Annotated in this window: 26 protein-coding genes; 11 read left to right on the forward strand and 15 right to left on the reverse strand. The window is 72.7% G+C overall.

The window, feature by feature from the left end; translation table 11 throughout:
- Nucleotides 1–48 precede the first annotated feature (48 nt).
- Nucleotides 49–1017 (reverse strand): aldo/keto reductase, encoded by a 969-nt coding sequence (locus ABG085_RS17740; RefSeq protein WP_347977066.1) that lies wholly within the window; start codon nt 1015–1017, stop codon nt 49–51.
- The gene (locus tag ABG085_RS17745; RefSeq protein WP_347977067.1) at nt 1004–2299 is read right to left on the reverse strand and encodes an L-fuconate dehydratase; all 1296 of its coding nucleotides are present in this window, start codon (nt 2297–2299) and stop codon (nt 1004–1006) included. Before ABG085_RS17745 ends, ABG085_RS17740 begins: the two co-directional genes overlap by 14 nt.
- A gap of 134 nt (nt 2300–2433) precedes the next feature.
- Here ABG085_RS17745 and ABG085_RS17750 point away from each other — a divergent pair, with 134 nt between their 5' ends.
- Together ABG085_RS17750 and ABG085_RS17755 are read left to right on the forward strand one after the other, a co-directional pair.
- Nucleotides 2434–3294, forward strand: coding sequence for a fumarylacetoacetate hydrolase family protein (locus ABG085_RS17750; protein WP_347977068.1), 861 nt, complete (start codon nt 2434–2436; stop codon nt 3292–3294).
- The gene (locus tag ABG085_RS17755; protein ID WP_347977069.1) at nt 3276–4049 is read left to right on the forward strand and encodes an SDR family oxidoreductase; all 774 of its coding nucleotides are present in this window, start codon (nt 3276–3278) and stop codon (nt 4047–4049) included. The genes ABG085_RS17750 and ABG085_RS17755 overlap by 19 nt, the downstream gene beginning before the upstream one ends.
- A 202-nt stretch (nt 4050–4251) precedes the next feature.
- Here ABG085_RS17755 and ABG085_RS17760 read toward each other — a convergent pair whose 3' ends face one another.
- Nucleotides 4252–5100 (reverse strand): amidohydrolase family protein, encoded by an 849-nt coding sequence (locus ABG085_RS17760; RefSeq protein ID WP_347977070.1) that lies wholly within the window; start codon nt 5098–5100, stop codon nt 4252–4254.
- Between the two features lie 76 nt (nt 5101–5176).
- Between ABG085_RS17760 and ABG085_RS17765 the strand changes: the two genes are divergently transcribed.
- Entirely contained in the window at nt 5177–5857 is a 681-nt protein-coding gene (locus ABG085_RS17765) for a FadR/GntR family transcriptional regulator (RefSeq protein ID WP_347977071.1), read from the forward strand.
- Nucleotides 5858–6014: 157 nt separating this feature from the next.
- Here ABG085_RS17765 and ABG085_RS17770 read toward each other — a convergent pair whose 3' ends face one another.
- The 4 genes from ABG085_RS17770 to ABG085_RS17785 form a co-directional block, all read right to left on the reverse strand.
- On the reverse strand, nt 6015–6941 hold the full coding sequence (locus ABG085_RS17770; RefSeq protein WP_347977072.1) for a DnaJ domain-containing protein: 927 nt from the start codon (nt 6939–6941) through the stop codon (nt 6015–6017).
- An 88-nt stretch (nt 6942–7029) separates the two neighbouring features.
- Entirely contained in the window at nt 7030–7557 is a 528-nt protein-coding gene (locus tag ABG085_RS17775; RefSeq protein WP_347977073.1) for a hypothetical protein, read from the reverse strand.
- Entirely contained in the window at nt 7554–8396 is an 843-nt protein-coding gene (locus ABG085_RS17780) for an LssY C-terminal domain-containing protein (protein ID WP_347977074.1), read from the reverse strand. Before ABG085_RS17780 ends, ABG085_RS17775 begins: the two co-directional genes overlap by 4 nt.
- A gap of 25 nt (nt 8397–8421) precedes the next feature.
- On the reverse strand, nt 8422–9495 hold the full coding sequence (locus ABG085_RS17785) for an enoyl-CoA hydratase/isomerase family protein (RefSeq protein ID WP_347977075.1): 1074 nt from the start codon (nt 9493–9495) through the stop codon (nt 8422–8424).
- A gap of 151 nt (nt 9496–9646) precedes the next feature.
- Here ABG085_RS17785 and ABG085_RS17790 point away from each other — a divergent pair, with 151 nt between their 5' ends.
- Together ABG085_RS17790 and ABG085_RS17795 are read left to right on the forward strand one after the other, a co-directional pair.
- Entirely contained in the window at nt 9647–12178 is a 2532-nt protein-coding gene (locus ABG085_RS17790; protein ID WP_347977076.1) for an ATP-binding cassette domain-containing protein, read from the forward strand.
- A complete protein-coding gene (locus tag ABG085_RS17795) occupies nt 12175–12993 on the forward strand; it encodes an ABC transporter permease (RefSeq protein ID WP_347977077.1) in 819 nt (272 codons plus the stop codon). The genes ABG085_RS17790 and ABG085_RS17795 overlap by 4 nt, the downstream gene beginning before the upstream one ends.
- A 151-nt stretch (nt 12994–13144) precedes the next feature.
- On the opposite strand, the gene ABG085_RS17800 is transcribed toward ABG085_RS17795, so the two are convergent.
- Nucleotides 13145–13609 (reverse strand): hypothetical protein, encoded by a 465-nt coding sequence (locus tag ABG085_RS17800; protein ID WP_347977078.1) that lies wholly within the window; start codon nt 13607–13609, stop codon nt 13145–13147.
- Nucleotides 13610–13712: 103 nt separating this feature from the next.
- On the opposite strand from ABG085_RS17800, the gene cofG reads away from it, so the two are divergent.
- From cofG to ABG085_RS17830, 6 genes are all read left to right on the forward strand, one after another.
- Nucleotides 13713–16214, forward strand: a complete 2502-nt coding sequence (gene cofG / locus ABG085_RS17805) for a 7,8-didemethyl-8-hydroxy-5-deazariboflavin synthase CofG (protein ID WP_347977079.1) — start codon at nt 13713–13715, stop codon at nt 16212–16214.
- Nucleotides 16211–17674: an NAD(P)/FAD-dependent oxidoreductase gene (locus ABG085_RS17810; protein WP_347977080.1), complete on the forward strand. Its 1464-nt coding sequence runs from the start codon at nt 16211–16213 to the stop codon at nt 17672–17674. Before cofG ends, ABG085_RS17810 begins: the two co-directional genes overlap by 4 nt.
- A gap of 10 nt (nt 17675–17684) precedes the next feature.
- Entirely contained in the window at nt 17685–18698 is a 1014-nt protein-coding gene (gene fgd, locus ABG085_RS17815; protein ID WP_347977081.1) for a glucose-6-phosphate dehydrogenase (coenzyme-F420), read from the forward strand.
- Nucleotides 18699–18793: 95 nt separating this feature from the next.
- Nucleotides 18794–19420, forward strand: coding sequence for a 2-phospho-L-lactate guanylyltransferase (cofC, locus tag ABG085_RS17820; protein ID WP_347977082.1), 627 nt, complete (start codon nt 18794–18796; stop codon nt 19418–19420).
- A gap of 37 nt (nt 19421–19457) precedes the next feature.
- Nucleotides 19458–19889, forward strand: coding sequence for a cupin domain-containing protein (locus ABG085_RS17825; RefSeq protein WP_347977083.1), 432 nt, complete (start codon nt 19458–19460; stop codon nt 19887–19889).
- Nucleotides 19886–20527: a class I SAM-dependent methyltransferase gene (locus ABG085_RS17830; protein ID WP_347977084.1), complete on the forward strand. Its 642-nt coding sequence runs from the start codon at nt 19886–19888 to the stop codon at nt 20525–20527. The genes ABG085_RS17825 and ABG085_RS17830 overlap by 4 nt, the downstream gene beginning before the upstream one ends.
- A gap of 93 nt (nt 20528–20620) precedes the next feature.
- Here the strand turns inward: ABG085_RS17830 and ABG085_RS17835 are convergent, their stop codons facing one another.
- The 7 genes from ABG085_RS17835 to ABG085_RS17865 all read right to left on the reverse strand — a co-directional run bounded on the left by ABG085_RS17835 (nt 20621) and on the right by ABG085_RS17865 (nt 26221).
- Nucleotides 20621–21364, reverse strand: a complete 744-nt coding sequence (locus ABG085_RS17835) for a sulfite exporter TauE/SafE family protein (protein WP_347977085.1) — start codon at nt 21362–21364, stop codon at nt 20621–20623.
- A 1-nt stretch (nt 21365) separates the two neighbouring features.
- Nucleotides 21366–22394, reverse strand: coding sequence for a 2-phospho-L-lactate transferase (gene cofD, locus ABG085_RS17840; protein WP_347977086.1), 1029 nt, complete (start codon nt 22392–22394; stop codon nt 21366–21368).
- A 7-nt stretch (nt 22395–22401) separates the two neighbouring features.
- Nucleotides 22402–23247 carry a uroporphyrinogen-III synthase gene (locus tag ABG085_RS17845; RefSeq protein WP_347977087.1) on the reverse strand — a complete coding sequence of 282 codons (846 nt, stop codon included), beginning with the start codon at nt 23245–23247 and terminating at the stop codon, nt 22402–22404.
- A 182-nt stretch (nt 23248–23429) separates the two neighbouring features.
- Entirely contained in the window at nt 23430–23714 is a 285-nt protein-coding gene (locus ABG085_RS17850) for a hypothetical protein (RefSeq protein ID WP_347977088.1), read from the reverse strand.
- Nucleotides 23704–24105, reverse strand: a complete 402-nt coding sequence (locus ABG085_RS17855) for a phage holin family protein (RefSeq protein WP_347977089.1) — start codon at nt 24103–24105, stop codon at nt 23704–23706. The genes ABG085_RS17850 and ABG085_RS17855 overlap by 11 nt, the downstream gene beginning before the upstream one ends.
- Before the next feature lie 4 nt (nt 24106–24109).
- Nucleotides 24110–24499, reverse strand: coding sequence for a hypothetical protein (locus tag ABG085_RS17860; RefSeq protein WP_347977090.1), 390 nt, complete (start codon nt 24497–24499; stop codon nt 24110–24112).
- Between the two features lie 99 nt (nt 24500–24598).
- Nucleotides 24599–26221: an FAD-dependent oxidoreductase gene (locus ABG085_RS17865; protein ID WP_347977091.1), complete on the reverse strand. Its 1623-nt coding sequence runs from the start codon at nt 26219–26221 to the stop codon at nt 24599–24601.
- Between the last annotated feature and the right edge of the window lie 16 nt (nt 26222–26237).

Below are 26237 nucleotides of genomic sequence, written 5' to 3' on the forward strand. Positions count from 1 at the left end.
GCCCGTGCGCAGCAGTGCGTTGCCGTACGTGGTCGCCCGGTTCCTTCGTCAGCGGAGGAGGCCTTGGGCGGCCAGATCGTCCCATAGCGCGCCGGGGATGTCGACCGCCATGAGCTCCGCGTTGCGGCGCAGCTGCTCGGGGCGGCTCCCACCGACGACGACCGAGCGGACGGCCCAATCCCGCAGCGCGAACTGCACCGCTGCCGCGGGCAACGGCACGTCGTGCGCGCGGCAGACCGCGACGATGCGCTGCAGGTGCTGCCACAGCGGCTCCGGCATCCGTCCGTATTCGTAGCGGTCGTCGCGCGTGGGCTCGTCCTTCGCCAGCAAGCCGGAATTGAAGACGGATGCCGCGACCACGCCGGTCTCGTGCTCGTGGCACGCCGGCAGCACGTCCTCGGCGGCGGGCTGCTCGAGCAGCGTGTACCGGCCCGCGATCATGATGAGGTCGAGATTCGCGCCGCGCACGGCCGCGGCGAGCGCGTCGGCGGTCATCGAGCCGATGCCGACGGCGTCGACGGCACCCTCCGCGCGGAGCTGCTCGAGAGCGGGGAAGCCCTCCTGCAGCGCGAGGTCGAGGTCGTGACGCTCGGGGTCGTGCAGGTAGAGGACGTCGACACGGTCGAGCCCGAGGCGCTGGAGCGACTCTTCGAGGCTGGCGCGGATGCCGGCCTCGGAGAAGTCCCATTCGCGGCGCAGCGTCGTGCGCACGTGGAAGTCGGCGGCGAGGTCGAGCCCGCCGTCGTCGACGGGGTTCGCACGCAGCAGCCGCCCGGCCTTCGTCGAGATCACGAACTCGTCGCGGGGCTTCGTCCGCAGGAACGCACCGAGCCGCCGTTCCGAGAGGCCGAGGCCGTAGTGCGGCGCGGTGTCGAAGTAGCGGATGCCGCTCTCCCAGGCCGCGTCGAGGATGGCCCACGCCTGATCGTCGGTGACCTCGCGGAAGAGGTTGCCGATGTTCGCGGCGCCGTAGCCGAGGCGGGTCAGCGCGGGCGTGCGCGGCTCAGACGGCGACACGAGCGGCCCTCCACTCGTACTCCGCGCGGCTCGCGGCCTTCATCTCCATGCCGATCCCCGGTGCGAGCGGGGCGACGTAGACGCCGCCCCGGACATCGGTCGGCACGACGAAGTGCTCGTGCAGGTGGTCGACGTACTCGATCATGCGCCCCTCGCGGCTGCCGCTGACCGCCACGAAGTCGAACATCGAGAGGTGCTGCACCGCCTCGCACAGCCCGACGCCGCCCGCGTGGGGGCACACCGGCACACCGAACTTCGCCGCGAGCAGCAGGTTCGCGATGTTCTCGTTGACGCCGCCGACGCGCGCGGCGTCGATCTGCATCACCGCGATGGCGTCGGCCTGCAGCAGCTGCTTGAAGATCACCCGGTTCTGGGCATGCTCGCCGGTCGCCACGCGCACCGGGGCGACACCGCGGGCGATCTCGGCATGGCCGAGCACGTCGTCGGGGCTGGTGGGCTCTTCGATCCACGCAATGCCGAACTCGGCGAGCGCGTTCACCCACGCGACGGCCTCCGACACCTCCCAGCGCTGGTTCGCGTCGATCGCGATCGGGAAGTCGGGCCCGCACACGTCGCGGGCGACGCGCAGGCGGCGGATGTCGTCGTCGAGGTCGGCGCCCACCTTGAGCTTGATCTGGCCGAATCCGTCGGCGATCGCCTCGCGGCAGAGCCGCGCGAGCTTCTCGTCGGAGTAGCCGAGCCAGCCGGGGCTGGTGGTGTAGGCCGGGAAGCCGCTCGCGAGCAGTTCCCGCTCGCGAGCGGCGCGGCCGGGCTCGGCGTCGCGGAGGATCTCGAGTGCGTCCTCGGGAGTCAGGGCGTTGGTGAGGTAGCGGAAGTCGACGAGCGCCACGATCTCCTCGGGGCTCATGCGCGAGAGCAGCTGCCAGAGCGGAAGCCCGGCGCGCTTGGCCTTGATGTCCCACAGCGCGTTCACGACCGCGCCGATCGCCATGTGCATGACGCCCTTCTCGGGGCCCAGCCAGCGCAGCTGCGAGTCGCCGATGAGTTCGCGATTCGTCGCGCCCATGTCGTCCAGGAGCGGCTCCAGCTCACGGCCGACCAGGTGCCCGGCGAGGGCGTCGAGCGCGGCGACCTGCACGTCGTTGCCCCGGCCGATCGTGAACACGAAGGCGTGGCCGTCGACGCCGTCTGCGGCATCCGTGACGATGCGGAGGTAGGCGGCGGAGTAGTCGGGATCCGGGTTCATCGCGTCGGAGCCGTCGAGGCTGAGCGACGTCGGGAATCGGATGTCTGTGGTCTCGAACGCGACGATGCGGCTCACGGGGCGGTCTCCTGCGATTGCGGTTCGCGAGATCGAACCGCTCGCAGTGTAAACATCCGATGTCTATACTGTCAATCACGCCCCGCGGGGTGCGACGGCATCGACGCCACCCGCATCGAGAATTCAGGAGAGCAATGAAGTTCGCGCGCCTCGGCGAGTCCGGCAGCGAGATCCCCGTCGTCTTCGACGGCGATCGTCGCCTCGATCTGCGCCCGCTCACATCGGATGTGGACGGCCGGTTCCTGGCCGACGATCCCGTCGGTCGCACGTCCGCCGCGATCGCCGACGGGCTTCTGCCCGAGTTGACGGACGCCGGCTCGCTCCGCATCGGCGCCCCCATCGCGCGGCCGAGCGCCCTCATCTGCATCGGCCAGAACTACGCCGCGCACGCGCGCGAGTCCGGCGCCGAGCCGCCGACCGTGCCCATCATCTTCCTGAAGACGCCGAACACCGTCGTCGGGCCGAACGACGCCGTGACGATCCCGCGCGGCAGCGAGAAGACCGACTGGGAGGTTGAGCTCGGCGTCGTGATCGGCCGCCGTGCGGCGTACCTCGACAGCGTCGACGAGGTCGACGCGCACATCGCGGGCTTCGTCGTCGCCAACGACGTCTCGGAGCGCACGTTCCAGATGGAGGTCTCGGGCGGGCAGTGGTCGAAGGGCAAGATCGCGCCCGGCTTCAACCCCACGGGACCGTGGCTGGTCACGCCCGACGAGGTCGACGCGCAGAATCTGGAACTGAAGAGCTTCGTCAACGGCGAGCCCCGTCAGCACTCGAACACGAGCGACATGATCTTCGACGTGCGCACCATCGTGCACCACCTCTCGCAGTTCGCGACGCTCGAGCCCGGCGACCTCATCCTCACCGGCACCCCGCAGGGCGTGGCGTTCGGCGGCAAGTTCCCTTATCTCAGGGCCGGCGACGTCGTCGACATCGAGATCGAGGGCCTCGGCGCGCAGCGCCAGGAGTTCGTGGCATGGGAGGCGATGCGGTGAGCGGGCAGCTGGACGGCCTGGTCGCCGTCGTCACGGGCGGCGCCTCGGGCATCGGCGCCGCGATCGCGCGGGCGATGGCCGACGAGGGCGCCGAGGTCGCCGTGCTCGACCGCGACACGTCGGGCGCCGACCCGCGCTTCGCCGCGTTCGCCGCGGACGTGTCGGACCGCGCCGGCGTCGACGCCGCGATCGCCGCGGTCGGCGAGCGCTTCGGCCGCATCGACATCCTCGTGAACAACGCCGGCATCGGCGCGCAGGGCGACGTCGCCGCGAACGACGACGACGAATGGGCGCGCGTGCTGTCGATCAACGTCACCGGCATCGCGCGGGTGAGCGCCGCGGCGCTGCCGTGGCTGCGGCAGTCACCTGCGGCGGCGATCTGCAACACGTCGTCGATCGCCGCGACCGCCGGCCTGCCGCAGCGCGCCCTGTACAGCGCGTCGAAGGGTGCGGTGCTGTCGCTCACGAGGGCCATGGCGGCCGACCACCTGCGCGAGGGCATCCGCGTCAACGCGGTCAACCCGGGCACCGCGGACACCCCGTGGGTCGGGCGCCTGCTCGCCGGCGCGCCCGACCCGGCGGCCGAGCGGGCGGCGCTCGAGGCACGGCAGCCGCACGGGCGCCTGGTGTCGGCCGACGAGGTCGCCGCAGCGGTGCTCTACCTCGTCAGCCCGCGCGCCGGTTCGACCACGGGCACCTACATCGAGGTGGACGGCGGGATGTCGCCCCTCCGCCTCCGCCCCGCCGGCTCCTGACCCTCTCGCCGCCATCCGGGGCGTTTCGTCTCAGTCGCCGGCGCTCCCTCGCTCAACGACCGCACCCCACGAAGTCACCCCGATCTCCGGTCGTTGAGCGAGCGAGGAACGAGCGAGACGAAACGCTTGCAGCCCGGCGCGCGACGTCGGCCGCCGGCGTCTCGTCTGCTTCGCTCGCTCAGCGACCGTGACCCTCCGCCGCTCAGCCGAGGCGGTAGATCCGCTCGGCGTTCTCGGCGAGCACGGCCTCACGATCGGGCGGGCCGACGCGGTCGTCGAGCCAGGAGACCACGGTCTCGACCCAGCGGCCATACGGGGCTGAGACCGGCCAGTCGCTGCCGAACAGCAGGCGATGCGGACCGAAGGCGTCCAGCGCCACGTCGAGGAACGGACGCAGCTGCGCGGAGGTCCACTCCCCCTCCGACTCCGCCGGCAGGCCCGACAGCTTGCACACGACGTTGTGGCGTCGGGCCAGCCGGCGCAGCTCCGCCGCCCAGGGCGTGCCGCCGGTCGGGGCCGCGTCGTCCGCCGAACCGACCGGCGGCTTGCCGAGGTGGTCGAGCACGATCGTGAGCTCGGGCACGGCGTCGGCGAGCTCGACCACGTCGGCCAGCTGCGTCCAGCGCACGCACGCGTCGAAGGACAGGCCGGCGGATGCCACGGCCCGGGCGGCGTCGCGAAAGCCGGGCTCCGCGGCGAAACCGTCGGGCTCGGACTGCAGCAGCCGGCGCACCCCGACCACGAGCGGCCGGCTCGCGAAAGCCTGCAGGTGCGCATCGGTGGCGGCGGGATCCTCGAGCGGCGCGCGCGCGACGATGCCGCGCAACGGCACGTGCGGTGCGAGCGAGGCGACCCAGTCGACTTCGGCGACCGACTGGTCCGGCGCGCACTCCGCCTGGACGAACACGAAGCCGAAGTCGTCGTCGGGAGCGTCCTGCAACGCGAGATCGAGCTCCTCCGGTCCGAAAGATCGGAGCAGCGGTCCTTCCAACCAGTCGTACGTCAGAACCTCTGGATTCCAGAGATGGAGGTGTCCGTCCACGACTCGCATGGCCTCCATTGTGCCGCGGACGTACGGCGGCCGCAGCATCCGTGCCCGCCTGACATCCGATGTCTAAGATGGGCGCGTGGCCGTCACCGACGAAGCGATCGAGAAGATCAAAGACATGATCGTGCGCGGCGAGCTGGGTCCCGGGTCCCGGCTGCCTCCCGAGAAGGATCTCGCCGAGCGCCTGGGCCTCTCGCGCAGTTCGATGCGCGAAGCGGTCAAGGCGCTCGAAGTCATCCGGGTGCTGGACGTGCGGCGCGGCGACGGCACGTACGTCACGAGTCTCGAGCCGCAGCTCCTCCTCGAGGCGATCTCGTTCGTCGTCGACCTGCACGACGACGACTCGCTGCTCGAGATCTTCGCCGTGCGCCGGGTGCTCGAGTCCCACGCGACCGGCCTGGCGGCACAGCAGGCGAGCGATGACGAGGTCGCGGCGCTGGATGCCGAGATCAGCGGAGTCGCCCCCGACACCGACATCGAGTCCCTGGTCGAGCACGACGTGCGCTTCCACAGCGCGATCGCGCTGCTGGCCGGCAATCAGTACCTCGCCAGCCTGCTGGACAGCCTGACCAGTCAGACGGTGCGGGCACGCGTATGGCGGGGGCTGACGCAGGCGGGCGCCGTCGAACGCACCCTCGCCGAGCACCGGGCGATCCTCGACGCGATCGCCGACCACGACGCCGAGCTCGCCACCTCGATCGCCCAGGTCCACATCGCCGGCATCGAACGCTGGCTGCGACAGGCGCGCGATCACGCCTGAGCCCGTCGAGAACATGCGCTCTCACCGAGCGCACACGTCACGCACGTGAACGTCGTGTGCTGTCGGCGAGAGCACACGATCTCGACGAAGGCACCGCTGAAGCCCGCGCCACCGCGCCTGCGCCCGGGCGACCGGGCTCGCGATCGGCGCCGCGCGGCTACGCGAAGCGGACGGTCTGCTGCAGCCGGGTGCGGATGTCGAAGACCTCGTTGCCGCCGATGTCGCGCGCGCCGGTGATGCCGCGGCGCAGCACCGTCGCCAGCGCGCTGCGCGACGTGATCGCGACACGCATGCCTCGCACGCGGCCGAGCTCCTGGATCGGCTCGACCACGTCCTCGTCGGGGAGCACGACGATCGCGCCGCTGAAGCGCACGCCCGCCGCACGTGAGACGACGCGCATGTGCGCGAGCAGCTCGGCCAGGGGCGCGCCGGGAACGCCGTCGCCGACGAACTCGCCGCGACGCAGGCGCGCCGGACCCCCGAAGTCCTCCGACAGCACGCCGTACAGACCGCTCGGCCCGAGCACGATGTGGTCGATCTTGGCATCGGGATCGGCGCCGCGTCCGGACGCCGCGACGTCGTGCCACACCGTGTAGCCCATGCCGAGGTCGGCCACGATGCGGGCCGTCGCCTCTTCGGCGAGCGCGTCGGCGAGGAGGCGTCGCAGCGCCACGGGGGCGGAGCGCACGAGCGCCGGGTCGTACGGGTCTTCCAGAGTCACACCGCGACCGGCCCACTCGCGGATGAGGGTCAGGTAGCGCTCGCGGCGCCAGCCGCCGGGGTGGCCGTACGAGCGCGCGCGGGGGCGGGTGTCTGTGCGGGCCGCGGGCGGCCGCCATCCCGACCATTCCGGAGCCGCCGCCTCGCCGAAGCCGTGCCCGCGGTCGTAGGCCGCGCGCGCGTCGGGGGTGCCGACCAGCTCCCAGGCCCGCTGCACCTGGATGAACACGGCCGCGTCGCCGCCGGTGTCGGGGTGCGTCTGCCGCAGCCGCAGGCGGTAGGCCTTGCGCAGGGTCTCGTCGTCGACACCGGGGTCGACCGCGAGCACCTCGTAGGCCGACGCCGAGAGCGGACTGTCGAACACGAACCCTCCCGGAGGTTTCGGTCCCGCCCGTTCGATCGGGCAGAACAACGCAGATCAGGCTACGTCACCCGCGCACCGCGCGGCCGCGTCAGCGCCGCTCGTTGCGGCGTGCATAGGCCGCCGCGCTGCGGCTCGACAGCGCGAGCAGCACCAGGATGTCGAGCGCGAGCGACACGAACGTCTCATCGACGCGGATCTCCTGGCCCTGCACCCACCATGCGACGAACGTCGTCGAGATCGACAGCACCGACACGACCATGACCGCCACCCGCGCCCAGTTGTGGCCGCGCAACACGAAGATCGCGCACACCAGGTCGAAGACGACCGCCGTGCCGCCGACGGCGAGCACGACCCACAGCCCCACCTGCGCCGCGAGGTCGACGGAGTCCACCCCGTCGAGGATGAGCACCACGTCGGGATCGGCGATGATCGCCGGCCATCCGACGGCGAGAGCGCCGAGCAGCAGGACGCCTGCCGCCGCACGCAGCAGCACCAGCACGCCGCCGGCCACCGTGGACCCGGGCCGGCGCATGTCGGGATCGCGGGCGGGCGGCCGCAGCAGCCGCCCGGCCGGCTCGTACGCGGGCCGCTTCTGCGGGGCGGGCGTCGCGCTCACGCCGTCACCTCCCCGGAGGCGTCGACCCGGGGTTCGACCGCGCGGACGTCCACGATCGGCAGGTCGCCGTCGGTGCGGATGCTGTCGCCGCCGCCGTTGCGCGCGTGATACCCGGTGGCGAAATCGGCGATGACGTCGACCGCGACGCGGGGGTCGGCATCCGTCACGGTCCTGACGATGTGGTCGCGCTCGACGTCGGTGTCGGCGTCGATGCGATGCGTGACCTGGAGCGTGAAGAGCGACAGCCCGACGCTGGTGTCGAACGTCCCGGCGGCGAGCCAGTCGACGCGGCGCCCGCCGGGCAGCAGCCAGTCGTCGGGACACCGCCAGAACCGCACGTGGTGACGCTGGGCGGGGTTGCCGTCGACCTCCTGCTGGTAGGCGAAGTCCTGCTGACGGCCGAACAGGAACAGCGGGCTCACCGGGGCGTCGTCGTAGCTGCGCCGCGTCAGCGTCGACGTGATGATGCGCCACGACGAGCCGACCGTCACGGGTTCGGCGCGGGTCCAGCCGGCCGCCTCGAGCGCGGCGCGGATCTGCTCGCCGGTGCCCTGGAAAGCCAGGTTCACCGGGTCTCCCAGCAGTCCGTCGCTCGTCCGCGTGCGTCCGATGAAGTAGTCGGGCACGTAGACGGTGGTGAGGATGCGGTGCACCCGCGGCAGCACGAGATACGCGAGCAGTCCCCAGAACGCCACGAAGAACGGGATGCCCCACCAGCCGACGCGGAAGGTCTCGGTGAAGCTCAGATACGCCAGCCACACCGCCGCGGCCCCCGCGAAGACGAAGAAGAACCAGTCGATCGCGACCCCGATCGAGTAGGCGCGGCGCCGGGTGCTCACGGTTCCTCCTCGCCGCCCGCCGCGGTCAGCCCCAGAGCGGGACGTCGGGGCGGTGGGCGAGGGCCGTCTCCCCGAGGTCTGCGGGCAGGTCGGCGAGCGTCGCCGGCTGCCAGCGCGGCGAGCGGTCCTTGTCGATGACCTGCGCGCGGATGCCCTCGGCGAGGTCGGGCTGGGTCGTCGCGAACCACATCACGAGCCCGTACTCCTGGTCGAGAGCTTCTCGCAGCCCCGGCAGTTCGCGCGCGCGGCGCACGGCGGCGAGGGTGACGGCCAGCCCGGTGGGCGAGAGCTCGCCGAGCAGATCGGCGGTGGCGGATGCCTCGGGCTCGGGGCGCGCGCGCAGTCGCTCGACGATCTCGGGAACGGTGTCGGCGGCGAACGCGTCGTCGATCCACCTGCGTGCCACCTCGAGCTTCGACGGGGCGGGCGTCTCGTCGAACAGCAGCACGAGCTCGGTCGGCGTGGACGGGTCGGCCCGCGTCTCGAGCGCGTCGCGGACGGCGTCGAGGTTCGCGTGGGGCACGTAGTGGTCGGCGAATCCGGCGTAGATCGCGTCCGAGGCATCCATCACGGCTCCGGTCAGCCCGAGGTACTCGCCCAGGCGCCCCGGCGCGTGGGCGAGCAGCCACGTGCCGCCGACGTCGGGGGTGAACCCGATGCGCGTCTCGGGCATCGCGAGCTGGGACCGTTCGGTGACGATGCGGATCGCCGCGTGGCCGGCGACACCGATGCCGCCGCCCATCGTGATGCCGTCGGCGAACGCGATGAAGGGCTTCGGGTACTGGGCGATGCGGGCGTTGATGGCGTACTCGTCGCGGAAGAACACCCCGGCGTCCTCGGCGCGGCCGCTCGTGACCTGCTCGGCGAGGCCGCGCACGTCTCCGCCGGCGCAGAGCCCGCGCTCGCCGGCACCGTCGAGCAGCACGACATCGACCTCGGTGTCGTGCTCCCACGCGTCGAGGGTCTCGTGCAGGAGCCGGACCATGCCGAGGTCGAGGGCGTTGATCGCGCGCGGACGATTGAGGGTGAGCCGCCCGAGCCCGCCGCTCGTGCTCACGAGGACGGTGGGCTCGGCGTTGACGTCGGCGAGGTCGGTCACGAGCGCAACGTTACCGGGCGGCTGAAGTTCTCCCACGCCGGACCTGGATTTCCGCCAGGATGGAACTCGGTTCCGCAAGGAGCCCGCAATGAAGCGACCCCGACCACTGCCCCGCGGGGTGTCTCGCTCACGACCACGGGAAGGGTTCGGCATGCCCCACGGCCAGTCGCTGGAGTTCTCAGGTGTCACCAAGCGCTTCGGCGCCGTCACGGCCGTCGCCGGCCTCACCGCGCGCGTCGAGCCCGGGCAGGTGACCGGATTCCTCGGCCCGAACGGCGCGGGCAAGACCACGACACTGCGGATCCTCCTCGGCCTCGTCCGCGCGACGGACGGCCACGCGACGATCGGCGGCCGCCGCTACGCCGAACTCGACCGCCCGCTGCAGACCGTCGGGGCCGTGCTCGAGGCATCCAGCTTCCATCCCGGCCGCACCGCCGCGGCGCACCTCACCATCTACGCGCAGGCCGCCGGCATCCCCCGCACGCGGGTGGACGAGGTGCTGGATCTCGTGGGGCTGACGGATGCCGCGAACCGCAAGGTCGGCGGATTCTCACTGGGCATGCGCCAGCGCCTCGGCCTGGCCTACGCGCTGCTGGGCGACCCGGGCGTGCTGGTGCTCGACGAGCCGGCGAACGGGCTCGACCCCGAGGGCATCCGCTGGATGCGCGGCTTCCTCCGCCGGCTCGCCGCCGAGGGGCGCACCGTGCTCGTGTCATCGCACCTGCTCGCCGAAGTGCAGCAGACCGTCGACGCGCTGCTGATCATCTCGGGCGGGCGGCTCGTCTTCCAGGGATCGATCGACGAGCTCACCGACCCCGACGAGCACGCCACCGTCGTCGACGCGCCCGACCGCGCGGCGCTCGCGGCGGCTCTCCAGACCGCGGGCGTACCCTTCGAAGTCCTCCGCTCGGGCCTCACCGTGCGCGGCCTCGACCCCGTCGCCGTGGGCGCGGCAGCAGCCGCCGGCGGCGTGGCCCTGTCGTCGCTGCACCGGCGCGGCCCCGCGCTCGAGGAGGTCTTCCTCGATCTCGTCAACGGCGCTCGCGTGCACGCGAGCGCGGCAGGCGGGGTCGGTCCGCTGTCGCATGTGCCCGGGACGGATGCCGCCGCCGCGGGCCTCGCCGCGGGCGCCACGTCGGCGGGGGCGGCGACGGCGGTGGTGACGGCCGACCCGGAGCCCTCGGAGTCGGAGCCGCCCGCGGTCGCGGACGGTTCGCCCGAGCAGGAAGACCCGGGATCGCACGAGGCCGAGCAGTCGGCGCTCAGCACGGCGGTCCTCGACGCCGAGGGGACGAGCGCGCCGGGTGCCGCCGCTGCTCTCGGTGCAGCCGCCGGGGCTGCGTGGGCGAGCGAGGCACGAAACGATGAGCCTGCCGCCGCCACCGAAATGCCGCGGGCCGCGGAGCAGAGTGGCGATGCGGAAGCCGCGGAGCAGGGTGGGACTGCCGAAGCCGCGGAGACCGCGTCGGTCGACGACCTCCCGCCCACAGCCGATTCGGCCCCGACGGAGTCCGCGCCCCCGTGGTACGCGGTCGCGAGCACGGGTGTGATCGACATCGTCCCCGCCGCCGCGCAGGAGCAGCAGGGCGAGGTCGCGCCGGAGCAGCACGGCGAGGGCCTCCCGGAGCAGCAGGGCGATGTCGCGCCGGAGCAGCACGGCGGGGGCGAACAGGAGCAGCCGGGGCAGGAGTTCGCCCCCGCGGGGGGCGCGGAGCCCGCGGCCGACTGGGCGTCGGATCCTGCAGCGATCCCGGCGGATGCCGAGGAGCTCGCCCCCGACGACCCCTGGGCGCCCGAAGACTCAGACCCCGACGTCGATGCTCTGGGTGAGATCGACGACGAGCTCTCCGCTCGCGAACCGGCCGATGCAGACGACGACCGCCCGTGGGAGCACTACGTCAAGACGGACTCCGACATGGAGGCCGATGCCTTCTTCGCGGCGTTCGACGCCGACGGCAACCCCCGCGTCGCGCCCGCTCCGGACGTGGAACCGGAATCACAGCCCGAACCGGAATCCGAGCCCGCGGCCGAGGCCGATGCTCCCGGCGCACCAGACCAAGAGCCCGTTCTTCAGCCCGAGCCGGAGTCCGAGCCCGCACCGGCGGCCGACGACTCCGACGAATCAGACACCTCCCGCGCTGTCGAGCCCGACGCTGAATCGGAACCGGCACCCGAGTCCGACGCCGAATCAGAACCGGCACCCGAGTCCGAGGGGTGGGCTGCAGAACCCGGCATCACACCAGACCTCGCGGCTGCCCCACCCGGCGATGAACCCAAGCCCTCGTCCGTGGCCGAACCCGAACCCGAATCCGAACCCGAACCCGCAGCCGAATCCGAGGATCGGGCTGCCGACCTCGGCTTCGCGCCCGAAGCCGCTCCCGGGCACGAACCCGCGCCGGCTCCCGAGCCCGAACCCGCGTCCGAGGAGCGGGCTCCGGAACCGGAACCCGCCCCCGAGCCAGAGGTCGACGCCCCGGAAGAGCCGGCGACCGCGCCCACCGCCGACGCCGCGCCCGAAGAGTCGGCATCCCAGCCGGCGGCTGCAGACTCCGCCGACGAAGCGTCGCCCGAGCCTGCCGCACCGGCGCCGGACGCGGCATCCGTCCCCCCGCCGACCGACCACGACGATACCGACACCGCCCGCTCGGCGGATGCCCGCCACGAGGAAGGGGGCGACCGATGAGCCTCACCGCCGCGACACGCTCCGAGACCACGAAGCTGTTCTCGACCAGCATCTGGTGGATCCTCGCCATCGTCCTCTTCGTCTACGTCGCGTTCACCGCGGCGGCGCTCGGCTTCGTCTTCGCCGCGGCGGCCACGGGCTCGCTTCCGGGCGACGCACCCCCGCTCCCCGAGGAGGGCCTCGCGGCGACGCTCTACAGCACGGCGACCGCCGTCGGCTACGTCTTCCCGCTCCTCGTCGGCACGCTCATGGTGACCGCCGAGTTCCGCCACAAGACGCTGACGCCGACGTTCCTCGCGACGCCGCGGCGCGGCCGGGTGCTCGCCGCGAAGCTCGCGGTCGGCGTGCTCATCGGCGTGGTGCTCGGCGTGATCGGCATCGCCGCGGCCGTCGGCACGTCGGCGGCGTTCCTCGCCGGCTTCGGTCTCGGCACCGAGATCACCTCGATCGACACCTGGACGATGCTCGGACGGATGCTGCTCGCCTACGTCCTCTGGACGCTCATCGGCGTCGGAGTCGGCGCCTTGGTGCGCAACCAGGTCGGCGCGATCGTCGGCGTGCTGGTCTTCACCCAGTTCGTGGAGCCGATCGGGCGCACGGCGGCCGCGTTCGTCGAGGGACTCTCGGACTTCACGCGCTTCCTGCCCGGCGCCGCGAGCGATGCGCTCGTCGGCGCGAGCGTGCTCGCGGCGAGCATGCCGCAGGGCTCGTCGGAAGCGCTCGAGTGGTGGGTGGGCGGCCTCGTGCTGCTCGGCTACGCCGTCGTGTTCGTCGTGCTCGGCCACTTGGTGAGCTGGCGCCGCGACGTCAGCTGAGTGCCGTTCGCTCGGGACGTTTCGTCTGCGGGCGCCAGAGCGCCCTCCGCTCAACGACCGGGCTCTCCACGCCGGTCCCCGGTCGTTGAGCGAGCTTGCGAGTCGAAACGCCCCGTACCCGGCGCACGACTCCGCACCCGGATCCGGCTGGTCAGACGGCGGGCGCCGGCGCCGGGGCCTTCTTCTTGCGGGGCTTCTTCTCGGGCACGACGGGGATGGTGCCCGTCTCGGCCGCGATCTCGACGACGTCCGCGGGCTCCTCGGCCACCTCGACGCGCAGCGCCTGCATGAGGGCCAGGCCGTGGCGGGTCGTGAGGATGATCCGCTGGAACTCGGGATGGCCCTCGAGGTCGATCACGGCGCTCGGGCGGCGGCGGCGGATCAGGGCGAAGTCCTCGCCGCCCGCGGAGCGCCACGTGCCCATCGCGATGACGCCGCGCACGTGCGTGCCCGGATTCGGGATGCCGCGCAGCCAGGTCCACGCGTCGTCCGTGAGCTGCACCCGGGTGATCGTCGACCGTTCGATGACGACATTCCCCTTGTGGAATGACAGTGCGCGCTCGGTGCCCGACAGCACGACCTCGAGCCGCGTGGAGTCGAGCAGCAGCGTCACCATGCGACCAGTCTGCCAGCGGGTCGCCCCGGAACCGGTCTCATTTGCTCACGGGAGGGCAACGATCCGCGACCCCGAGTCTCCTGCTCGGTGCGAGACTGGATCGGTGACAGTCGTGTCCCCCTCCGTCACCGCGCCTTCCGCAGCGGCCCCGTCCGCCGCCGTCGACGCAGCCCTCGCGCGCGCCGCAGCGGGCGAACGGCTCGACACGGCCGACGCCGAGGCGCTGCTCGCCGCAACGGGCGAACGGTTCGAACGCATGCTCACGATCGCCGGGGAGGTGCGGGATGCGGGGCTCGCGACATCCGGTCGTCCCGGCGTGATCACGTACTCGCGCAAGGTCTTCGTGCCCTTAACGACCCTCTGCCGCGACCGCTGCCACTACTGCGTGTTCGTCGACACCCCCGGGCAGCTGCTCAAGAAGCACAAGCCTGCGTACATGTCGCCCGAGCAGGTGCTCGCCGTGGTGCGGCAGGGGCAGGCGATGGGCTGCAAAGAGGTGCTGCTGACGCTCGGCGACCGGCCCGAGGAGCGCTGGCCCGAGGCGCGGGCCTGGCTCGACGAGCACGGATTCGCATCGACGATCGAGTACGTCGCGCACATCGCACGCCTGGTGACCGCCGAGACCGGGCTGCTCGCGCACGCCAACCCCGGCGTCATGACCGAGGACGAGCTGCGGATGCTGCGTCCCGTCGCACCCTCGATGGGCATGATGCTCGAGACGACCTCCCGCCGGCTGTTCGAGGAGCCGGGCCAGGTGCACTTCGGCTCGCCCGACAAGGATCCGGCCGTACGGCTCGAGGTGATCGACGCCGCCGGGCGCGAGCGCGTGCCCTTCACCACCGGCATCCTGGTCGGGATCGGCGAGAGCGTGCACGACCGCGCCGAGTCGCTCGTCGCGATCCGCGACGCGCACGAGCGGCACATGGTCGAGGGCCAGGGCCACGTGCAGGAGGTGATCGTGCAGAACTTCCGCGCGAAGCCTCGCACCGCGATGCAGGGTGCGCCCGACGCCGACCTGCTCGAGTACGTCGCTGCGGTGGCGGTGGCGCGGCTCGTCATGGGACCCCGCATGCGGATCCAGGTGCCGCCGAACCTCTCCGACGCCACGGAGTTCGGCCTGCTCGTGCGCGCCGGCGCGGACGACTGGGGCGGCGTCTCGCCCCTCACCGCCGACCACGTCAACCCCGAGCGCCCGTGGCCGCACCTCGACGACCTCGCCCGCATGACGGCGGAGCTCGGCTTCGAGCTGCGCGAGCGCCTGACCGCTCAGCCCGAGTTCGTCGTCGCCGCGGAGACGTGGATCGATCCGGAGCTGCGCCCCGCCGTCTCCGCGCTCGCCGACCCGTCGACCGGCCTCGCCGCGATGGACGTCGAGAATCCGGGCGAGATCGCCGCTTTCCCTCCCCGCGGCGCCGGTTCCGACCGATTCGGCCCGGGTCCTTCACACGGTGCGGTCAAGAATTCAGGAGACGCGCCGGTGGACTCCGGCGCCGCGGGCTCGTCGCGGTCCGAACTCCTGAATTCTCGACGCGACCCGGCCGACCTCCGCCGCCTGGCCGAGACCGCCGCCGCCGACCCGCTCGCGCTCGACGACGCCGAGTGGGTCGCGCTCCTGGAGGCGACGGGCGACGACCTCGACGTCCTCGCGGCCACCGCCGACGACGTCCGCCGCTACACCGTGGGCGAGGCCGTCACGCTCGTCGTCAACCGCAACCTCACGTCCTCCGGACTCCGCGCCGTCGCCACCGACGACCCCGCGACCTTCACGCTCGACGACGTCCGCGCGATCGCCGCCGACGCCTGGGACCTCGGGGCCACCGAGCTCTGCGTGCAGGGGCTGCTGCCGCCGGAGCAGGACGCCTCTGGGTATCTCGACATCGCGCGTGCCGTGAAGGCCGCGGCTCCCGGCATCCATCTCCACGCCTACCGTCCGCAGGATGTCCGCGATCTCGCCGACCGCTCCGGGATGGGGCTCGACGCCGCCTTGGCCGCACTGCGCGACGCCGGCGTCGACACCGTGCCCGGCACGGGCGTCAAGGTGCTGAGCGAGCGCGTTCGCGCCCTGGTCGCACCCGGCGACCTCGAGATCGACCGTTGGATCGAGGGCATCACGGCCGCCCACCGCGCCGGCTTCCGCTCGACGAGCGTGCTCTTCTACGGGCACGTCGAGACCTCCGCCGAGCGCATCGCTCACCTGCGGCGGCTGCGCGAGATCCAGGGCGCTGCGGCGCACGCAGGTGCCGGAGGCGGCTTCAGCGAGTTCGTGCCCATCCCGCTGCCGGGTCCCGCCGGCGGCGTGCCGCTCGTCGACGGCCGGGCGCCGCTCGACGAGCACCGGGCGATGGTGGCGGTCTCGCGACTGCTGCTGTCGGGCAGCATCCCGCACGTGCAGATCCCGTGGACGCGCGTCGGGCGCGAGGCATCCGTCGTCCTGCTGCAGTCCGGGGGCGACGACCTGGGCGGCACGCTGCTCGACGGCCGCGTCAAGCCCGGGGCGGGCATCGAGCACGGTCTCGAACTGCCGCTGACGGATGCCGCGGCCATGGCCGCCCGCATGTTCCGGCCGTTCCGGCAGCGCACCACGACGTACGGCCAGGCGCGATGACCCGCGTCGAGGTCGCGATCGTCGGCGCCGGCTTCGCGGGCATCGGCATGGCCATGGCGCTGCGTCGAGCCGGCCGCGAGGACTTCGTCGTGCTCGAGCGCGGCGCCTCCGTCGGCGGAACGTGGCGCGACAACACCTACCCGGGCGTGGCGTGCGATGTGCCGTCGCACCTGTACGGCTTCGCCGCCCACCCGAACCCGTCGTGGTCGGGAACCTATGCGCGGGGCGACGAGATCCGCGCGTACCTCGAGCGGGTCGTCGACGCCGAGGGCCTCGACGACCGGCTGCGCCTGCGTACGGCGATGCAGCGGGCGGACTGGGATGCCGAGCACGAGGTGTGGCACATCGGAACGTCGTCGGGTGTCATCGTGGCGGACGCGATGGTGCTCGCCTGCGGGCGGCTCACCGAGCCGTCGATCCCCGAGGTCACGGGCCTCGAGACCTTCACCGGCCCCCTGTTCCACTCGGCGCGGTGGGATCACTCTTCCGACCTCGCGGGCCTGCGGGTCGGTGTCGTCGGCACCGGCGCCAGCGCCATCCAGCTGGTGCCCGAGCTCGCCCGGACGGCCGCGCACGTCACGCTGTTCCAGCGCAGCCCCGCCTGGATCGTGCCGCGCGGCGGCACGGCGTACTCCGAGGCCGACCGCGCACGGTTCGCCGAGGCCCCCGAAGAGCTCGCCGCGCTCCGGGCCGACCTCTACGCCGAGGGCGAGCTGCGCTTCGCCTCGCGGTCCGGGGATGCCGCCGCCTCCACCCGGGCGCAGGCCGAGGCGCTCGCGCATCTCGAGGCGCAGGTCGCCGACCCCGCCCTGCGCGCCGCGCTCACGCCGGACTACGCGTTCGGCTGCAAGCGCGTGCTGCTGTCGGACGAGTTCTATCCCGCGGTCGCGTCGGACGCAGTGACCCTCGTGCCGGCCGCGCTGGAGCGCGTCGACGGCACGACGCTCGTCGCCGCCGACGGCACCCGCCACGAGGTCGACGCCCTGGTGCTCGCGACGGGCTTCGCCTCGACCCAGCAGCCCTACGCCGAGCTCGTCGTCGGCGAGCACGGCGACACGCTCGCCGCCCACTGGTCCGGCGGCATGACCTCCTTCGCCTCGACGGTGGTCGCCGGCTTCCCGAACCTCTTCGTGCTGAACGGCCCCAACGCCTCGCTCGGCCACTCGTCGTCGGTGCTCATGATCGAGGAGCAGGCGGCGTACACCGCGCGCGTGCTCGACGGCCGCGCCGGCGGCGTGCTGCGCGTCGACCCGGGCGCTGAAGACGCCTACACCGACGAGATCGCGGCGGCCGCGGCATCCACCCCCTGGATGACGGGCGGATGCCGCAACTGGTACGTCGACGAGCGCTCAGGCCGCCTCACCCTGCTGTGGCCCGGCACCGTCGACGCGTTCCGTGCGCGGCTCGCCCGCGCCGACGGCTCCGAGTTCCTGCCCGAGCCCGCACCCCTGCCCCGCTGAGAGGAATCGCATGACCGTTCCGCTGCGCTTCGGATACAAGGCGTCCGCCGAGCAGTTCGGCCCCGCCGAGCTGCTCGACTACGCCGTACAGGCCGAGGAGGCCGGGTTCGACTCGGTCTTCATCTCGGACCACCTGCAGCCCTGGCTGCACGAGGGCGGCCATGCTCCGGCATCCGTTCCGTGGCTCGGCGCACTCGGCGCGAAGACCTCGCGGGTGCTCATCGGCACGTCGGTGCTGACACCGACGTTCCGGTACAACCCGACCGTCGTCGCGCAGGACTTCGCGACGCTCGGCGTGATGTACCCGGGACGCGTGATCCTCGGCGTCGGCACCGGCGAGGCGCTCAACGAGGCGAACCTGGGCATCGTGTGGCCCGACCCGCCCGAGCGGTTCCAGCGGCTGAAAGAGGCGATCGGCCTCATCCGCCGGCTGTGGTCGGAAGACCGCGTCAACTTCGACGGCACCTACTACCACGCCCGCAACATCACGATCTACGACAAGCTGCCGGAGCCCGTGCCGATCTACATCGGCGCCGCCGGACCCGCGGCGACGCGCCTCGCCGGCCGCATCGCGGACGGTTTCATCACGACGTCGGGTAAGAAGCGCGAGCTGTACACCGACACGCTGCTGCCCGCGCTCGACGAGGGGCTGTCGAAGGCCGGGCGCACGCGCGACGACCTCGACACGCTCATCGAGGTGAAGGTGTCGCTCGACGCGACGCTCGAGGCCGCGCAGGAGAAGACCCGGTTCTGGGCGCCGCTCGCGCTGACGCCCGAGGAGAAGATGGGCATCGACGACCCGATCGAGATGCAGCGGCTCGGCGAGCAGCTGCCGATCGAGCGCGCCGCCTCGCGGTTCATCGTGTCGGACGACCCCGACGAGCACGTCGAGCGCATCGCCTGGTACATCGAGCTCGGCTTCCGCCACCTCGTCTTCCACGACCCGGGCCACGACCAGAGTGCGTTCCTGGGGCTGTACGGCGAGGAGATCCTGCCGCGCCTGCGCGCGCGGTTCGGCGCGTGAGCCCGCTGTTCGGGCGACGCCGCCGGCAGAACTCCACGGATCCGGTGTCGCCGTCGTCGCGCCCGGACCCTCTCGCCGATACGAATACCGAATCCGTGGAGTTTCGCCACGCCCGCTGGGTCGTCGTGGTGCCGGTCAAGCCGTCGGCGCGCGCCAAGTCCCGGCTCGATGTGCCGGGGGTCGGCCGCGCAGACCTCGCGCGTGCCATCGCTCTCGACACCCTCGCGGCGGCGACGGCGTCCGAGCTCGTCGCGCAGGTGGTGGTCGTGACCGACGACGCCGCGCTCGCCCGCGAGGCGGCGATGATCCCGGCGCTGCGGTTCGTCCCCGAGGGCGACGCGGACGGACTCGATGCCGCGGTGGCGGCGGGTGTGGCGGCCATCGACCCGCAGGGACGGATGCCGCGCGCCGCCCTGCTCGGCGACCTCCCGGCCCTGCGTCCCGCCGATCTCGCCGACGCACTGCGGGCCGCGGCATCCGTCGATCGCGCCGTCGTCGCCGACGCCGAAGGCACCGGATCCACCCTCGTCACCGCGGCGGCGGGTGTGGGGTGGACGTCGTCGTTCGGCGACGGCTCGTTCGCTCGGCACGTCGCTCTGGGGTGCGCGGCGCTCGAGATTCCGGATGCCTCCACCCTGCGCCGCGACGTCGACACCGCCGCTCAGCTCGAAGCGGCACGCGCGCTGGGCCTGGGTCCGCGCACGGCCGCGCTGCTCGCCTGACCCCCGCCCGCCCCGCGGGCCTCGGTAGCCTGGGCGGATGAGCGACTACGAGGTGCTGGAGCTGGGCGGGCTCGACGAGTGGCGGGCGCACTACGGCGGGTTCCGGCCCGACAGCTCCCGCGCCGGGCGCCGCGTGGTCGACCACGAGCTGACCATGCAGTACATCGGCATGACGGCGAACGCGTACGAGCCGGGTGAGGAAGCGGGCTACTGGCACGTGCACTCGCGCGTCGAGGAGGTCTACGTGTTCCTCGCCGGCCGCGGGCAGATGGCACTCGACGACGACATCGTCGACGTCGGCCCGGGCACCGCGGTGCGCGTCGGCCAGGGCGTGCTGCGCACCTGGCGCGCGCTGCCCGACAGCCCCGAGCAGCTGCGGTGGCTGTGCATCCGCGCGGGCGGAACCGAGCTGCCGCATCTGCCCGACGACAGCCGGCGCGCCCCCGAGCGCCCCTCGCCCTGGACGTGAACCCGAACGGCGCGAACCCGCAGGACGCGACGCTCGCCGCCTACGAGCGGGGTGCCGCGCGATATGCCGAGCGCACGTCGGCCGATCCATCGCCGCTCGCCGACGACCTGGTCGCGCTGGTGTCGCCCGGCGCTCACGTGCTCGAGCTGGGCAGTGCCACCGGACGGGATGCCGCAGCGCTCGAATCCGCCGGCCTCGTGGTCGATCGCACGGACGGCGCGGTCGCGTTCGTGGCGGCGCTGCGGGCGGGCGGCCATGCCGCGCGCGTGCTCGACGTGCGCGCCGACGACTTCGGCGGCCTCTACGATGCCGTCTTCGCGAACGCCGTCCTCCTGCATGTGCCGCGCCCCGACCTTCCCGGCGTGCTCGCGACAGCACGCCGCGCATGCCGTCCGGGCGGGGTGCTCGTCGCGAGCGTCAAGAAGGGATCGGGCGCCGGCTGGTCGGACGCGAAGCTCGACGATCCACGCCATTTCACCTACTGGGCCGAGGACGAGCTGCGCGACGCACTGAGCGCCGCCGGGTGGAGTCCCGAGCGCGTCTTCGAGTCCACCCGCTCCGGTGCGATCGAGCGGTGGATCACTGTGATCGCGCGGAACGCGGCATCCGTCACCTCGCCAGTTGCCCAGAACAGGTGATCTGGTCAGAACAGGACGATCGCGCGCGGATCCACCTGTGCTCGCCAGATCACCTGTTCTGGGGAGCACAGCGGGGCACTGCGGCACGGCGGGTCAGCCGACGAGCAGGTAGACCGCGCCGACGATCGTGAAGGTGATCACGAGCTTCTCGAACACGGACTGCGGCATGCGGTCGGCGATCCAGCGGCCGAGGAAGGCGGACGCCACCACGAGGGGCACGAGCACGAGGTCGATGAGCAGCCCGGGCACCGTGATGATGCCGATGCCGACCGAGAACGGCACCTTGAACAGGTTGACGATCGCGAAGAACCACGCCGCCGTGCCGAGGAACGCCTTCACCTCGAAGCGCGCGGCGAGGAAGTACATCGACATCACCGGGCCGGCGGCGTTGGCGACCATCGTGGTGAAGCCGCCGAGCGAGCCGTAGGTCGCGGCGGCGATGCGGTGCGGTCCGCCGGTGTCGACCTGCGACACGAACCGGCGGCGCAGGAGGGTGATCGCGATCACGGCGAGCAGGATCACGCCGATCGACTTCTTCACCCAGAAGTCGTCGGCGAACCAGAGGAACACCACGCCGAGCAGCACGCCGACCACCACGGCGGGCGCGAGTCGCAGGAGCGTCCGCCAGTCCGCGTGCCGGCGGTACATCGTGACGGCGAAGATGTCGGCGACGATCAGGAGCAGCAGCAGAACCCCGGTCGACTGCTTGGCCGGGAGCACGGCCGCGAAGATCGCGACGGCGATGGTGCCGGCGCCGGGGACGGCGGTCTTCGACAGCCCCACCACGACGGCGCCCAGGGCGAGCAGCGCCCACGCCCACCAGGCGAGGTCGGGCACGTCAGCGCACTCGATCGTCGGGCAGCGCGGCGGCGAGCGCGGCCTGCGCGAGCGCGGTCTGGCGTGCGGCACTTGCACTGGGCGACGAAGGAGCCGAAGCGTCCGTCATCCACAGCGGACGGACGAGCGGACGGATGCCGAGCCCGGCCACCTCGCCGGCTGCGGCCTCGTCCTCCTCGGCGATGAGCCAGGCGTCGAGCAGCCCGCCGTCGGAGCGGGCACCGTAGAGCCCGGCGACTGCCGCGGCGGAGGTCTCGACCCCGATCGCGGTGAGGCACACGTCGGCCATGCCGCGCACGACCTTGCCGCCGATGATGGGCGAGACGCCGACGATCGGCGCGGCCGTCTGTCGGAGCGCCTCCCGCACGCCGGGAACCGCGAGGATCGGGCCGATCGAGACGACGGGGTTGGAGGGGGCGAGGAGCACCACATCCGCTCCCGCGATCGCCTCGGCGACGCCCGGAGCGGGTGCGGCGGCAGCGATGCCGGGGTTCTCGAAGCGCGCGGGGGTGAGCGTGGCGCGGTGCCGCGTCCACCACTCCTGGAAGTGCAGTCGCGCGCCGTCCTCGAGCACCACCACGGTGTCGACTTCGGCGTCGGTCATCGGCAGCAGCCGTGCGCCCAGGTCCCAGCGGTGCGACATCCGCTCCAGCACCTGCGTCGGCGTGAGGCCGTCGCGCAGCCAGCCGGTGCGGGCGAGATGGGTGCCGAGGTCGAGGTCGCCGAGGGTGAACCACGGCCACCCGGCGCCCCACTCCTGCAGCTCGTGGTTGACGCGCTCGCTGTCGCCCTGACGGCCCCAGCCCCGCTCGGCGTCGTTCACGCCGGCGAGGGCGTAGGTGATCGAGTCCACGTCCGGCTGGAGGCGGACGCCCGACAGCCAGAGGTCGTCGCCCGTGTTGACGATCACGGTGAGCGCGGCGGCGGTGTCGTCGAGGCCCTGCGCGCGCAGCGCCCCGCGGACGCCCAGCACGAAGCGCGACCCGCCGACGCCGCCCGCGAGCACGACGATGCGGGGTGTGCCGGTCATGCGGGGGTCAGCCCCGGGTGTCGCGGCCGAGCTGCGGGAGCGCCCCGGTGCGCGGTGCGAACTCGTCGGCCGCGTGTGGCAGCGAGAACTTGGCGACGGCGTCGATGAGGGCGTCGACGGTCTGGGCGTCGGCGACGACGTCGACGTCGAGGCCCGCCCGGCGCGCGTCCTTGGCTGTGCGAGGACCGATCGCGGCGATCAGGGTGGTCGCAGGGATGTGCGGGAACTGCTCGTGCACCTGCTCGGCAACCGAGCCGCTGGTGACGAGGATCGCGTTGATGCGCCCGGATCGGACATCCTCGGCGATGCGATCCGTCACCGGCACCCCGACGGTGCGGTAGGCGACGACGCTGCGCACCCGGTGCCCGGCATCGGTCAGCATGCGCGTGAGCACCGGCTTCGCGATCTCGCTGCGGAGGGTGAGGATGTCGCGGGCCTGCGGCTCGAGGCCGATCAGCTGCTCCGCCATGCCGGCGGCCGAGTTGTCGCGCTCGGGCACCAGATCGACGCGATAGCCGACGGCGAGGAGCGCTGCCGCGGTCGTCTCGCCCACGGCCGCCACCTTCGTGGTCGGCGGGACGACGGCCCGATAGGCGTAGAGCACGTCGACGGTGGTGGCACTGGTGACGGTGAGCCAGTCGAACCTGCCGGCCGCCAGGTCGGCGAGCGCCTGGTCCAGCGCGGCCTGGTCGTTGGTGGGCGCGAAGTTGATGAGGGGGGCGATGACCGGCGTCGCACCCTGACGGCGCAGGGTGGCCGCGACGCCGTCGCCCCACGGACCGCCCCGGGGGACGAGGACGCGCCAGCCGGTCAAGGGTTTGACGGACTGGTGCTGTGCTGCGGCGGTGTTCATAAGGGGGTCGACTCTCGATGGTGCTCAGTCGGCCGCCCGAGACGCCGAGCAACCGATGCGCGATTCGAATCGGGTTCGCGCGATCGGCAGCATACGCACCTTTGCACTGCCTGCATCCCGAGCATACCCCCGATCTCGGAAGCCGCGACCCCTGCCTGTGGAGGAAGCGGAATCAGGCAGGCTCAGCGGGTGTATAGACGGACGAATCCCCAGACGGCGGCGCCGATCGCGGCGGCCCCCACGATCACGGCGACCGCGGTGAGCGCGGGGTTGCGCCGCTGAAAGGCGCGCGCCTGCTCCACGCCCTCGTCGACCGCACGGCCGACTCGGCGGGGCACGTTGGCCTTCTCTTCGATCGCGGCGAGCGCGGCCTTCAGCTCGGTACGCGCCTGCACGACCGGGTCGCCGACGCCGAGCGGAACGGCGGTGCGGGGCACGGGCACGGGCACGGCGGCGTCAGAGCTCATCGCGCACCTCCTTCACATCCAGGGCGATCGACTGCACGGGGTTCTGCCGCTCGCCGATCTTCTTGAAGCGGAGGATGCCGAGCCAGGCCAGAATGGCCGTGATCACCAGCATCGCGAAGAACACGACCAGAGCCGACAGCCACACCGGCCACCATGACGACAGCCCGGCGATCACGAAGGTGCCGAGGACCGGCACCGACCAGAACAGCACGAACAGGGCGGCGAACGCCCACAGCGCACCCCACCCGCCGTCCTTCGCGGTGCGCGAGAGCCACGCCTTTGCGGCGTCGACCTCCGCGATGACGAGGTTGCGGACGAGCTCCGGGATCTCCCCGACGAGGGTGAGCAGGCTGTCGTCCGCGCGGTCGCGGAAGCCACGCGGAGTGGTCATCACGTCAAGCCCCGCCGCGGCCGTTCTCGGGCAGATCGTCGGTGGCGTCGTCGACGGCATCCTTCACCGCCTGCGTGGAGGTCTGCGCGGCCCTGCCGACGTCGTCGGCGGAGTCCTTGCTGACCTTGAGCGCGGCGTCGAGCTTCTGCCCGGCGCTGCCCTTCGAGCCGGCGGCCTGCACGACCTTGACGGCCGAGTCCCACAGGGTCGACGGCAGTGCCATCGCCTGGGACTTCGTGAAGTCCTTCACCTTGGTCACCTGCGTCTGCACTGCCTCGGTGTCCCACACCTTCAGCCACTGCGTCTTGATCTGCTCGTACCGCTCGCGTCCCGCCCGCGTACCGAGGACGTATCCCACCGCAAGTCCGATGACGAGTCCAGCCTTGCCCCTCATGAGGTCTCCTCACGCTTGGTGTGCACCTGACGACCCTCTCAGAGTAGCCCCGTATGCCGATTCCGGCATCCACCCTTGACAGGGGTCGTGGCCGCGTGCTCAGTCCGTCGCTGCCGTACCCCAGAGCACCTGGCGACGCAGGCGGTCGGTTTCGTCCCGGGCATCGGCGACGACCAGGGCGAGGCCGCTTCCCGACAGCCAGGCGCCGACCGCCGCGATGCCGGGCCCGCGTCCGACCGTGGCACGCGCCGTGGCGGCGCGGTCGCGCTGTCCGAGGGCCGAGGCCGGCGGCACGAGGGTGAAGGCGTCGCGGTGCGCGCCGAGCAGTGCGTGGTCGTCGAGATGCACGCCGAGCAGAGCGGATGCCTCCGCCAGCGCCACTCCGGTGGCCTCGGCGTCGGAGAGCGTCGCGGTGGCGGGAGCGACCCCCGGCCCGCCGAAGGCGACGCGCAGCACGTGGCGACCGGGACCGGCTTCGCGCGCGAGCCACTCCCACCGCGCGGTCTCGTGCACGAGCCCCGTGGCGCGCAGCGCGCCGGGAACGGCGTGCACGTGCGCGCCGCGGGGTGCGGAGTCGAGCTCCGGGGCGTCGACGACGAGCGTCACGACTTCTCGGGCGATGCCCGCCGCCCTCACGTCGGCGAACGATGGGACGCCGAGCGCCGGGGCGAGCAGGGCACGCGCGGCGTCCTCGTCCGTCGCGACGATGACGGCGTCGGCGGGCAGCTCTCGGGGGAGGTCGGCCACCGAGCCGGCGGACCCCGGCTCCGCGGTGGCCGGCGAGGCGGTGGCGGCCGGCGAGGCGGCGGTGGCCGCGGTGGCCTCGGCGGCCGGCGTCGGGGCTGCGAGACTCACGGCCCACTCCTCACCGGCACGCACGAGACCGGTCACGCGGGCGCCGGTGTGGAGAGCGGCCCCGCGTTCGGCCAGGCGCTGCGCCAGCGCGGCCACGAGCTGCGGCATCCCGCCGTCCAGTCCTTCGATCGCCGACCCGGTGGCGCCGACGCGCACATCGGCGACGGCGCCGCCCAGCCAGCCCGTGCGGGTCAGCGCGTTGCTCAGCCCGGGCGCCGCGACCTCGACGTCCACGTCGTCGGGGTCGAGGCCGAAGCGGTCGACGGTCAGCGGTGCGACGAGGCGGTCGTGCACCTTGGCTCCCATGCGACTGCGCACGAGGCGGCCGGCGCTGCGCTGCGTGCCGATCGTCAGCGGCGGTCGCAGGCGATCGAGATAGGCGCGCCAGGTGCCGCCCCAGCCGATCACGCGGCGCACGCTCTCGTCCCACGGATTCGCCGGGATGCCGAGCACCTGCTCGACCGGGACCGGCGCCGCCGCCCCCTTCGCGAGGCCGGCGATCCACTCCCGGTCGTCGCGGGGAGACACGATGGCGGCCCCGGGGAGCACCTCGGCGACGAGCCGCCGCACGGCGCCGCCGCGGGTCGACCAGCAGGTGACGCCGGTCTCGAGGTCGATGCCAGCGAGGCGCGTCGACCCGATCGTGCCCCCGAGGCGATCGGATGCCTCGACGAGCGTGACGCTCATGCCGACCTTGACGCACTCCCACGCCGCCACGAGGCCGGCGATGCCCCCGCCGATCACGACGACGCGTGTGCGCCGGGCATGGTCGACGAGTTCCTGGAACGGTTCGGCGGCTGTGCCGGCACGCGCGGAGTCCCTCGGGGAAGCGCCGGCGGCGTCGGGATGAGGCGTCGGGTCGGTCACGGCATCCATCCTCCCA

Origin of the sequence: Microbacterium sp. ProA8 (assembly GCF_039905635.1) — a bacterium.
In the GTDB taxonomy this organism is placed as follows: Bacteria; Actinomycetota; Actinomycetes; order Actinomycetales; family Microbacteriaceae; genus Microbacterium; species Microbacterium chionoecetis.